Source organism: Streptacidiphilus melanogenes, assembly GCF_000787835.1.
Lineage (GTDB): Bacteria > Actinomycetota > Actinomycetes > Streptomycetales > Streptomycetaceae > Streptacidiphilus > Streptacidiphilus melanogenes.
The window spans coordinates 77,547-89,052 of record NZ_BBPP01000037.1 but is presented as its reverse complement, the minus strand read 5'-3'; the positions used below and the strand labels follow the sequence as shown (position 1 = coordinate 89,052).

Annotated in this window: 7 protein-coding genes; 5 read left to right on the top strand and 2 right to left on the bottom strand. The window is 74.0% G+C overall.

Annotated elements, in window-relative coordinates; translation table 11 throughout:
• The first annotated feature begins 319 nt into the window (after positions 1–319).
• Positions 320–1,993 (top strand): beta-1,3-glucanase family protein, encoded by a 1,674-nt coding sequence (locus TR49_RS30140; RefSeq protein WP_042387164.1) that lies wholly within the window; start codon positions 320–322, stop codon positions 1,991–1,993.
• A gap of 43 nt (positions 1,994–2,036) precedes the next feature.
• On the opposite strand, the gene TR49_RS30135 is transcribed toward TR49_RS30140, so the two are convergent.
• Entirely contained in the window at positions 2,037–3,113 is a 1,077-nt protein-coding gene (locus TR49_RS30135) for a protein kinase family protein (protein WP_042387196.1), read from the bottom strand.
• Positions 3,114–3,288: 175 nt separating this feature from the next.
• A complete protein-coding gene (locus TR49_RS30130; RefSeq protein WP_042387162.1) occupies positions 3,289–4,944 on the bottom strand; it encodes an FAD-dependent monooxygenase in 1,656 nt (551 codons plus the stop codon).
• A gap of 166 nt (positions 4,945–5,110) precedes the next feature.
• Between TR49_RS30130 and TR49_RS30125 the strand changes: the two genes are divergently transcribed.
• The 4 genes from TR49_RS30125 to TR49_RS40445 all read left to right on the top strand — a co-directional run bounded on the left by TR49_RS30125 (position 5,111) and on the right by TR49_RS40445 (position 11,288).
• Positions 5,111–5,587, top strand: a complete 477-nt coding sequence (locus tag TR49_RS30125; protein ID WP_042387160.1) for an ATP-binding protein — start codon at positions 5,111–5,113, stop codon at positions 5,585–5,587.
• 121 nt (positions 5,588–5,708) lie between these two features.
• Positions 5,709–6,248, top strand: coding sequence for an acyltransferase domain-containing protein (locus tag TR49_RS30120; RefSeq protein ID WP_084725596.1), 540 nt, complete (start codon positions 5,709–5,711; stop codon positions 6,246–6,248).
• Positions 6,249–6,252: 4 nt separating this feature from the next.
• The gene (locus TR49_RS30115) at positions 6,253–9,135 is read left to right on the top strand and encodes a helix-turn-helix transcriptional regulator (RefSeq protein WP_084725595.1); all 2,883 of its coding nucleotides are present in this window, start codon (positions 6,253–6,255) and stop codon (positions 9,133–9,135) included.
• Between the two features lie 206 nt (positions 9,136–9,341).
• Positions 9,342–11,288 carry an Ig domain-containing protein gene (locus tag TR49_RS40445; RefSeq protein WP_052434758.1) on the top strand — a complete coding sequence of 649 codons (1,947 nt, stop codon included), beginning with the start codon at positions 9,342–9,344 and terminating at the stop codon, positions 11,286–11,288.
• The last annotated feature ends 218 nt before the right edge of the window (positions 11,289–11,506 follow it).

The window sequence follows — 11,506 nt, the reverse complement described above, 5'->3', positions numbered from 1 at the left end:
CGAGGACTCCAGCCTGCAGACCAGCTTCGTCCTCGACGACACCGCACTGAACGCCTCCTGATCCAAGGACGCGCCACCGCAGGGCCCGCCAGGTCTTCACCTGGCGGGCCCTGCCCCGTTGTGCGCGGGCCGGGAGGTCAACGGGCGTGCTGTGTACAAGCCCTGAAGGCAGGAAACCTTAAATGGCCGTAAGGATCCCAAGTATTGACGGGAACATGGTGGTCCCGAGATAGTTTCGAGCGGTGTCGAGCGGTCTACACCATTCGTTCATCCGCGACGTGGGGACGCGGGTCAGCTCCGCCCAGCCCTTGGAGGCCTCTTGCTCTCACGACGCACCTTCCTCGCCGCCACGGCCACCGCCGCCACGGCCGCGCTCACCGCGCCCGCCTGGCTTCCCGGCCTGGCCTCCACCGCGTCCGCCGCGGCCTCGCTGCCTGTCACCCTGCAGAACAACTCCGGTGCGAGCACCGCCGTCTACGCCTACATCTCCGGCGCCGACAGCACCGGGTGGCCCGGCTTCGTCGGGTCGGACGGGGCGTTCCACCGCCTGCCCAACCCCTCCGCCACGCTCACGCCCGCCCCCGACTACGCGATCGCCCTGGGCGCTTCGGGCACCTCGACGACCGTCACGCTCACCGACTACGTCATCGGCGGGCGGGTCTGGTTCTCCGTCGGCAAGAAGATCCAGTTCTTCGTCAACCCCGGCACGGTCCCGGGCCTCGTCCAGCCGGGATTCACCCCTTCGGATCCCAACTGGCTGACGAACTGGACCTTCTGCGAGTTCACCTACAACAGCACCAACCTCTACGCCAACATCAGCTACGTCGACCTGGTCGCCTCGCCCGTCTCCATGCGGACGACCGGGAGTTCCGGCACCCAGACGGTCAGCCCGCTGCCCGCCGGGGCGCTGTCCTCGATCGCCTCCGGGCTGGTCGCGCAGCATGCGAGCGACGGCGCGCCCTGGGACACCCTGGTGGCCACCGACAGCTCGGGCGCGGTGCTCCGCGTCATGTCACCCGTCCACTCCGCCACCGACTTCGGCGGCTACTGGAACCCCTACCTCGACCAGGTGTGGAGCCGGTTCGCTGGCACACCCCTGACGGTCGACACGCAGTCCTTCGGCACCTTCACCGGCACGGTCTCAGGCGGGGTGCTCACCTTCTCCGGCCTGAACGACGACGGCGTCGCCTTCACCCGTCCCAGCGCGAGCGACATCTTCAGCTGCAACAGCGGCCCGCTCTACAACTCGGGTGGGGACGCCCGCGGCGCGGTGGCCGCGCGGCTCGGGGCGGCGCTGAACCGCAGCACGCTGCTGCTGGCGGGCGGCGAGAACCAGCCCGGCGGCGTCACCCCCGCGCAGTACTACACCAACGCCGTCACCAACCACTACGCCAGGCTGGTCCACAAGTACGCGTCGATCGGCTACGCCTTCCCCTACGACGACGTCGGCCCCACCGGCAGCGCGCCGGTCGACGGGCACCTCCAGGACTACGCGCCGACCTCCTGGACGATCTCCCTCGGCAGCGGCGTCACCGGATCGGGCGGCGGCGGTGGGGGAGGCGGCGGCGGAACCGGCGTCAGCGCCTACTCCACCATCGCGGCCTCCGGCTACTCCGCGCAGAGCGGCACCGGCACCGAGTCCTGCTCGGACACCGGCGGCGGACTGGACGTCGGCTGGATCTCCTCCGGCGACTGGCTGAAGTACCAGGGCGTTGACTTCGGCAGCTCCTCGCCGCGGCGCGTGCTGGCCCGCCTCGCCTCCGGGGCCGCCTCCGGCGTCAGCGGCGCCGTGCAGTTCCGGCTCGACAGCACCAGTGGGCCGGTGATCGCCGAGGTCGACATCGCGAACACCGGCGGCTGGCAGAGCTGGCAGACGATCCCGATGAACCTCTCCGGCACGGCCACCGGCGTCCACGACCTCTACCTCACCTTCAGTGGCGGCAGCGGCGGCGACTTCGTCAACGTCCACTGGTTCAGCTTCTCCGCCACCTGAGCCGCCCCCGCTCGCCGCTGACGGCCGCCTGCCCGGGCGTCCGTCAGCGGAGCGGGGAGCCGTCCGCGCCGACGAGCCGCCGGAGTTCCTCCACCGGGTACGGAGTCTGTCTGCTCCGGTTCTGGAACGCGCGGTTGAAGTCGGACATCGCCCTGGCGACCGGCGCGTGCCGGGCCAGGACTGCCGCGACCCCCGCCGGAACCCCCGTGGGCGGCCGGCCCTCGGCGAAGGCGCGCACCAGCGCGAGGCGGCCCTCGCGGTCCTCCCTGCGGAAGCCGTACAGGGCGGTGACGAGCCAGGTCACCAGGTAGGTGGCGGTGTAGCAGCGGTCGTAGGTCTCGTGGTGCGCGAGGAAGTCCGCCTCGTCCGGGGACAGTTCGAACCCGGAGGAGAGAGCGAGGCCGTAGTCGGCGAAGTAGAGGCGTCGGCCGTCGGTCAGGATGTTCTCGAAGTGCGCGTCCAGGTGGAGCAGCCCACGGCTGTTCATGAACGAGACACCGGCCGCGAGTTCCCGCTCCACCAGGGCGCACGCCCGGTCGGCGGCCTCGTCTCCCGCCTCGACCCGGTCGCCCAGCCACTGGTGCAGGTTCTGCGGGAGGTACTCCAGGAACAGCGCGATGCTCGCCGAGGACTCCCGCAGCGCCTCGATCCGGCGGCGCACCTGCGGGGCGTCCTCCCAGTACGCCACGGCCCGGTCGACGTCGGCCAGTTCGTCGGGCAGGGGCGTCGAGTCCGGCAGCACCCGCCAGTGGTACATCAGCGGGAAGCCCTCGTGTTCGGCCGCGAGCACCCAGCTCGTCGTCAGGGTGTGCGCGGCGAGCTCTCTCCAGGCGCCGAAGCCCGGCCCGCCGAGGAGCCCGACGCCGTAGTGGCAGAAGGCCGGCAGGTCGAACAGGTTGGCCGTGGACCCGACGTGCTCGGGCCGCCTCTCCAGGTCGGTGAGGGGCACCCGCTTCACGAAGACCGGGGTCCCGGCGACCTCCAGCAGAGCCGACTTCCCGCCGATGCCGGACCCCAACGGGGTTGCCGTGTCGACCAGTTCGTGCAGGGCGTCGTCACTGAGCAGGGACAGGGACCCGGCGACCGCGCCATGGGCGGCCAGACGCGCGCCGTGCGACAGGTCAGGGCACCTCGCCGTGGCTTCCGCCCCAGGGCCTGCCTCTGTTCCGCGTTGGCTGCTTCGCATGTCCGCCGAGCCTACCCGCTGCCCGTTCGAGCACGACCGGCCAGGCGTGCGGTTCCGGGGGGTCGACAGCCGGGCCGTTCAAGAAGTGCATGCGGCGAGTGCGGGCTGGTCAGGCGAAGGTGCGGCGCAGCAGCGCCGTCAGGCGGTCCGGGGTCGCCGGGTGGAAGCGGCCCGCGAGGTAGCCGTCGGGGCGGACGAGGAACGCTTCGCCGTCGCGCGGGGCGTAGGCGTCGGCGAAGCCTCCGGCCCGGTCGAGGACGCGGGGAGGGCGCAGCTCCGCCGGGCGCGCGTCGTCGGGGACGTCGGCCGCGAGGACGACGTAGGCGTCGAGCAGGCCGTGCGCGGCATGCGTGGCCGCCGCCGCGCAGTCCTGGAGGCGTGCCGCTCCCGCCCTCGTGGCGTGGTCCGACCCGGCGTACAGCAGCAGCGTGTGCCGGGGGCTGCGGAGCAGGTCGAACAGCCGTCGCGGGTCCGTGGCGAGGTCGAGGACGAGGCCGCGGCAGTCGGGCGCCCGTTCCCCCGCAGCGGGGCCGCCCGGGGCCGCGTCGGCCCCGCCGTCCGGGGACGGCGGCTCGACCAGGGGACTGTCCGGGTAGCCCACCAGCAGCTGCGCCTCCCGCAGCAGGATGGTCTCCAGGTCGTCGGCGTCGTAGCCGGAGCGGGCGTGGCGGACGGTGCGGCCGACGACCTCCTCGCCCACCGGGTGGCGTTCGGCGTGGTAGCTGTCGAGCAGGCCGTCAGCGCCGAGTCCGCGGACCGTCAGGGCCAGCTTCCAGGCCAGGTTGTAGGCGTCCTGCACCCCGGTGTTCATGCCCTGCGCGCCGGTGGGCGGATGGATGTGCGCGGCGTCCCCGGCGACGAAGAGGCGGCCGTTGCGGTAGCGGTCCACCAGCCGGTGGCTGATCCGGAAGGTGGACGACCAACGCAGCGCGCTCGCCGTCGTGGGCTCCGGAGACAGCCGGTCCAGCACGGCCTGGATCTGCGCCAGGTCCGGACCGCGCCCGCTGCCCAGGCCGTGAGTGACCGCGTCTCCCGCGCCGCCGTCCCGGCCGAGGGCCAGCTCCGGCGGGACGGTCATGGACATCCGGTAGCGCCGGTCGCCCGGCAGCGGGATGCACACGAGCAGGTCGTCGACCTTGCCGTCGGCGTCCAGGTGTGTGGACCGCACCGCGTAGCCGGGGGGCAGCTCCCAGTCGACCTCGACGTCCCCGAGCATGTACTGCTCGGGGAACGCGTCGCCCTCGAAGCTCAGCCCGGCGGCCTTGCGGACCAGGCTGTGCGCGCCGTCGCAGCCCACCAGGTATTGGGCGCGCACCCGCTCGGTCCGGCCGTCGCCGTTCGAGAGCGTCGCCTCGACCGCCTCGGGGCCCTGCTCCACCGCCTTCAGCGCGGTCCCGCGCTCCACCGTCGTTCCGAAGCGCGCCAGATGCTCGGTGAGCAGCCGCTCCGTCGTGTACTGGGGGAGGGCGGCGAAGGTGTAGGGGATCTCGGGCGGCAACCGCAGCTCCATCCGCGGCCCGGGTTTGCCGTCGACGAAGGCGAGCTGCCCGTACAGCGGCCCGGCCTCGTCCAGCGCCTCGCGGATCATGCCCATGGAGTCCCAGACCTCCAGCGTGCGCGGCTGGACCCCGACGGCCTTGGCGTACTGCTGCGCGGCGGGCAGTGCGTCGACGATCCGGCAGTCCACGCCGTGACGCCGCAGCTCGGCCGCAGCGGTCAGGCCCACCGGACCCGCCCCCACCACGAGAACGTCGACATCGGCCATCATCGTGCTCCTCGTCGTCCGCGCCGGGCACGCCCCGGCCGCTGGGGCCCCACCCTTTCCACCCTTTTAATCACGTATCCGTAGGTTGTGCGACACGTATTGTTCGGGCCGGGGCGGATGCCGACCGTGGAGACAGAGGCCGAATCCACCCAGCTCAGGAGTCCGTATGGAGACCACCCTGGCCGCCGGCCCCGGCACCCGCGCGAGGGTCGGGTGCCGGTTCGCGGCCGCGTGCGTCCTGCCCGCCACCGCCGCCTCCGTCCCGGCACTGCGCCGCCTCGCGCAGCACGCGGCCCGTCGCTGGCGGCTCCCCGACGACACGACCGAGGCGTCGGGCCTGATCGTCACGGAGCTCGTCACCAACGCTGTGCGGCACAGCGGCAGTCCCGACGTCTCCCTGCTGCTCTGCGTCGCGGACGGCATGCTCACCCTGCGGGTCAAGGACTCCGGCAGCTGGCGGCCCCGGCCGGTCACGCCCGCCGTCGGCGGTCTCGACGGCCTCGGCGGTCCGGGGCCCGCGTGCGGTGGACGCGGCCTGCTGCTGGTCGAGGCCTACGCCGCGAGCTGCGTGGTCCGCCCCTCGGCCGCAGGCACCACGGTGACGGCGGAGGTGCTCTTCCCCGCGACGCACTCCTTGCGGTAGTCCTTCGCCGGCGAGGGCTGTCCGCGGGCGGCAGGAGGCCGGGGGACATCGCCAGGTGGAGGCGGCCTCGTACGCCGCGGCCCGGCCGGCGTCGGCGGGCGGGGCCTCAGCGCGGTGAGGGCTGTCCGCGGGCGGCAGGAGGCTGGGGGACATCGCCTGGTGGAGGCGGCCTCGTACGCCGTGGCCCGGCCGGCGTCCCGAGTGGACCCAGCCGTGTGTCTTCGCCGTCGAGTACGCGCTCGCCGCGACGCTCGCCGAGCTGGGCGTGCGGCCGGACGGGGTGGTCGGACACAGCATCGGCGAGTTCGCCGCCGTCGCCGCGGAGGCGCTCACCCTGGACGAGGCGGCGGCCGTCGTGGCCGCCCGTGCCACCGCCATGGGCGCGCTGCCCGAGGGCGGCGGGATGCTCGCGGTGCGCGCCGACGCCGAGCAGCTCGCCGAGCTCGTCGCGGCCCGGGGGCGCCGCGAGGCGGAGGATCGGCCGCGGCCGGAGGCGTGCCCGGCCGAGCCCGACCGCGCGGCGTGGCGCGGCGCCAGGTGTCGCGGGCCCGGGCGGATCCGGCAGGCGGGGCCCGTGGCTTGCAGCTGCTCCGGGGCCGGTGCCGGTGGCCGTTTGCCGCCGACCCTGGGCGGATCTAGCGTGGTCAGCCAGGGAAGGTGATCGCGTGGCGGGTGTGCTCGACGGGGGCGCCGAGGCCGGTGGCACCGGCTTCGCGTTCGTCGGTCGGCAGCGAGAGCTGGGCCTGCTGCTCGCGGCGGTCCGCAACCCGCCCGCGGTGGTTCTGATCGAGGGAGAGGCCGGGATCGGCAAGTCCCGCCTGGCGCACGAGGCCGCCGCGGTGCTCGCGGCCGAGGGCCGCCCCGTGCTGACCGGTCTCTGCCACCCCCTGCGCGAGCCGTTTCCTTACGGGCCGGTCGTGGACGCGCTGCGGCGGGCCGGGCGCTGGCTTCCCGTCGACGGTGTCGCACCCACGGCGGGCGCTCTGGCCCCGCTCCTGCCCGACCTGGCCGAGCAGCTCCCGCCGCCCCCGCCGCGGCCCGAGGGGGCGCAGGCCCGCAGGCACCAGCTGGTACAAGCCGTGCACTCCTTCCTCACCGCCCTCGGACCGGCCGTGCTCGTGGTCGAGGACCTGCACTGGGCCGACGAGGCGACCCGCGAACTGCTCCTGCTGCTGGCCCGCGACCTGCCCGCCCGGCTCGGACTGGTGATCACCTACCGGGCCGAGGACCTGCCGCCCGACTCGGCCGTGCTGGGCGCGGCCTACCGCAGGCCGCCCGGGACCCAGGGCACGGTGATCCGGCTCTCCCGGCTGTCCCGGAAGCACGTCCAGGAGCTGGCCGTCGCGGCCCTCGGCGGGCGCGCCACGGCGGAGCTGGGCGCGGCGCTGTTCGAGCGCAGCGAGGGCCTGGCGCTGGTCGCCGAGGAGGACCTGCTCACCCTGCGCGAGCAGGGCCGGCAGCGGGCACTCGGCGACGCGCGGGCCGAGCTGGAACGGGCGGGCGTGCCCCGTGGGCTGCGCGAGGCGGTCACCGAACGGCTGGCGTCCCTGCGTCCCGCCGCGGCCGCGATCGTCGACGCCGCCGCGGTGCTCGCCGTTCCGGCGCAGGAGTCGCTGCTCGCACGGCTCGCCGGCCTCGACCCGGACCAGGGCGCCGAGGGGCTGGTCGAGGCCCTGCGGTCCGCCCTGCTGGTCGACACCGACGGCGCCCGGTACGTCTTCCGGCACGTTCTCGCCCAACAGGTCGCCTACCAGCACATCCCAGGTCCGCACCGGGCCAGGCTGCACCGGCGGGCGGTCGAGGAGCTGGAGCGGCAGAGCCCGGTGCCACTCGTGCAGATCGCACACCACACGCTCGCGCTGGGCGACCGCGACGGCTGGTTCCAGCGCGCGGAGGAGGCCGCGGACCAGGCGATCGCCCTGGGCGACGCGGGCACCGCGGCCGGGCTGCTGCACCGGATCCTGGAGCAGCCGCACCTGGAGAGCGACCTGCGCTCCCGGGCCGCGCTCGCGTTGGCCCGCATCGCCGTCATCGGCGCCGACCACACCCGCAACGCCGCCGTCCTGCGCCGCATCCTGGCCGACCCTCAGCTGCCGACGGCCACGCGTGGCGAGATCCGGCTCGCGCTCGGCCTGCTGATGGTCAACCACGCGGGGGAGCGCACCGGCTACCGCGAACTCGAACGCAGCGTCGAGGAGCTGCTCGCGGAGCGACCGGAGCGCGCCGCGCGGGCGATGGTCGCGCTGGCCATGCACGAACGCGACGGAACCACCCCGCAGGGCTGGGCGTGGCTGGAGCAGGCCGAGCGGACCGCCGCCCGGTGTGACGACGAGTCGGTGCGGGCCGCCGTCCGGGCGACCAGGCTCAGCCTGCTGGCCCGGGGCGGCGACCCGCAGGTGTGGGCGGAGCTCGACCGGCTGCCGCGCGAGGCCGGGGATGTGGAGGTGCTGCGGCAGACCACGCGGGCCCTGTACAACGTCGGCGAACTCGCCCTCGAACTGGGCCACGACCGCCGTGGCGCGCGACTCCTGGCCGAGAGCCGGGAGCTGGCCCACCGCGCCTGGATCCCGCACCTGGAGTGCTACAGCCGCATCGCCCTGCTGCGGCTGGAGGCCCTGGCCGGACACTGGGACGGCCTGGAGGACCGCTTCGCCGCCCTCGGCACCGAGTTCCCCGAGATCGCCATGTTCGGCGAGGAACAGGCCCTGGTGTTCGGGCTCCTGGCCACCGCCCGGGGCCAACGAGCCCGCGCACAGGAGCAGTTCACCGTGGCCGTGCGCTGCGGCGAGCACGGTTCGCAGGTGACGGTGGCGTTGCGGGCCGCCGCCGGGCTGGCCGGGCTGCGGCTGCTCCAGCACGCCCCGGACGACGCCTGGGCCGTCGCCGGTCCCGCCGTGGAGATGATGCGGCAGGCCGCCGCCTGGGCCAGAGCGACCGGGCTGCTGCCCGTCGCCGTCGAGGCGGCTCTCGGCAGCGGTCGCAGCGGCGTCGCCGGGCAACTGGTCCAGGACGCCGAGCGCGAGCTGGCGGACCGGGACTCGCCCGGCGCCCGCGCCGAACTCGCCTGCGCGCGCGGGATGCTGGCCATCGCCGCGGATCCGGACCGGCCGGACAGCGCGGCCGGGCACTTCCAGCGCGGCCACCGGGCCTGGCAGGAGATCGGACGCCCCTACGACGCGGCCCGCGCCGGCGAGAGCGGCGGCCAGGCGCTCGGGGCCTGTCGCCCCGAGGAGGCCTCGGGGCGGCTCACGGAGGCCCTGGACGCCTACACCCGCCTCGGCGCGACCGCCGACGCGGCACGCTGCCGGCAGACGCTGCGCGACCTCGGCCTGGACCGGCCCGCGGCACGGGGCCGCCGCGGCTACGGGGGAGAGCTTTCGCCCCGCGAACGGCAGGTCGCCGAGCTGCTGGCCACCGGGGCGACCAACCAGGACATCGCCGAGGCCCTGTTCCTCTCCCCCCGCACCATCGAGCAGCACGTCGCCAGTGTCCTGAAGAAGCTGGGCACCACCCGGAAGTCCGTCGCCCGCGCCCTCGCGGACGGCTGAACTGACAGCAGCCCGGCTGGAGTTCTCCGCCGGACGACGGGTCGACGGCCGGGGTGATCCGTCGGCGACGGCCTGAACTGCCCTTTTCCGCACGGCCCTTCGATGCACGGACACCGCCGGGTGGGGGTGTGGCATGACACGTGATATGTGCCATGCTACTGCACCGTGCACAGCTCTCCTGACTTCTCGTCACGAAGGGACATGCCTTGACTTCGCACGGACTCGGGCGGCGGTTCGCCGCCCGGCTCGTCGGCGTCGCCTGCGCGACCGCCGCTCTCGTCACCGCCGGTCTGACCGGCACGACGGGAGCGGCGGCCGCCGCCGGCGCAGCCCCGTCCGATCCCCACCCCGCCGCCGACGGCTGGGTGCAGACCCATGGCGACTGGGTGCGGATCCAGCCCGGCCACCCCCATGCCGCGCCCGACGCCCGCACCGCACTCGCCGCCGCCGTGCCGCGTCCCCAGCCCTCGGGCAGGGTCGTCGTCAACAACGACCAGCCCGACCTGGTCTACCGGGGCGGCCAGGACTCCGTCGGCGTCACCTCCGGACCGCCCAAGGTCTACATCGTCTACTGGGGCTCGCAGTGGGGGCAGCCGGGCAAGGACGCGGACGGCTACACCACCCTCTCCCGCGATCCCGACCAGGCCGCCCCCTACCAGCAGGCCTTCTTCAAGGGGCTGGGGACCGGGGTCGACGCCGGCCCGCACAGCTGGAGCGGTGTGCTCACCCAGTACTGCGAGAACGTGAACGCCGGCGCCACCGGCTGCACGGCGGACGCCGCGCACGTCGGCATGCCGCACGGTGACGCGCTCGCCGGGGTCTGGGTGGACGACGCCGCGCCCTCGCCTCAGGCGGCCACCGAGCCGCAGATCGCGGCCGAGGCCGCGGCCGCCGCCAAGCACTTCGGCAACACGACGCAGGCGAGCAACCGCAATGTGCAGTACGTGGTCACCACCGCGCAGGGCGTGGATCCCGACCACTGGCACGAGATGAACAGCTGGTGCGCCTGGCACACCTTCGAGCGGTCCGGCTACGGCACCCTGGCCTACACGCTCATGCCCTATCTGACGGACTACAAGTACTGCGGCACGAACTGGATCAACCCCGGCCCGCGGGGACGCCTCGACGGCTGGAGCCTGCTCGGCGGCCACGAGTACGCCGAGACCCTCACCGACCAGAACGCGATGGGCGGCTGGATCGACCCGGCCGGCCAGGAGGATGGCGACAAGTGCGCCTGGATCACCGAGGGGACGCCGGGCGGCCTGTTCGACCTGAGCCTGCGCACCGGTGCCTTCGCCGTGCAGACCACCTGGTCCAACGACCAGCACACCTGCTCGGGCGACCACCCGGTGGTCGCGGACAGGCCGCTCGTCGTCAGCACCCTGTGCGACCGCACCGCCGCCGCGGGGCGCCCGGTGACCGTCCCGGTCCTGGCGACGGACCGTCTCGGACACCCCGGGCTGCGGTACTCGGCGTCCGGCCTGCCCCGGGGGCTGGTGATCGACCGGGCCACCGGTCGTATCCACGGCCGCAGTTCGGCGATCGGCGCACACCAGGTCAGGGTCACGGTGCGGGACCGCGCGGGTGACACGGCGGCAACCCGCTTCCAGCTCACCGTCACGCGAGGCGGCGCACCGGGCTGCCGGGGGATCGAGCAGGTCGTCGACCCCGGCTTCGAGGTGCCGACCGACGCCAAGGGCGCCTATCCGGGCTGGTGGACCCAGTCGTCGCCCGGCATCATCACGCAGTCCACGGCCCAGGCCGCGCACTCCGGCAAGGGCTATGCCTGGCTGGGTCACAGCGCGAGCGCCGACGACACCCTCAGCCAGGGGATCGAGACCACGCCCGGCTACACGCGCGCGTCGTTCTCCTTCTGGCTGCACGTGTCGCCGACCGGTGCCTCCGCGGGCTCGCCATCCGCGGACACTCTCACGCTGGAGCTGGACGACCAGTACAGCGGCCGGCGCATCGCGGTTCTGCACACCTGGACCGGTCAGGACGCGACCGCGGGGTACGTGCCCGTGCACTTCGACCTGACACCGCTCGTCGCGGCGGAATTCGGCTCGACGGTGATCGTGAAGTTCACCGCCCACGAGTCCGCGGACGCGACGACGGCGTTCCTGGTGGACGACACGTCGCTGCGACTCGACTGATCGAGCGTCAACTCCTGCGCCCCCGGCGGTTCGCCGGGGGCGCAGGAGTCCTTTTAGGTGCCACCCGGTTGCGGGGTGACGAGGAGCATTTCGCCTACGCCACCCGCGTAGACGGGCCTCGGCCCGATGGCGGTCCGGTTGCGGCAACGGGACCGACGGGGGGCGCACCGTGCGCTTCCGAAGGATCACGGACATGTCAACTCCGTCGCAGGTCAACG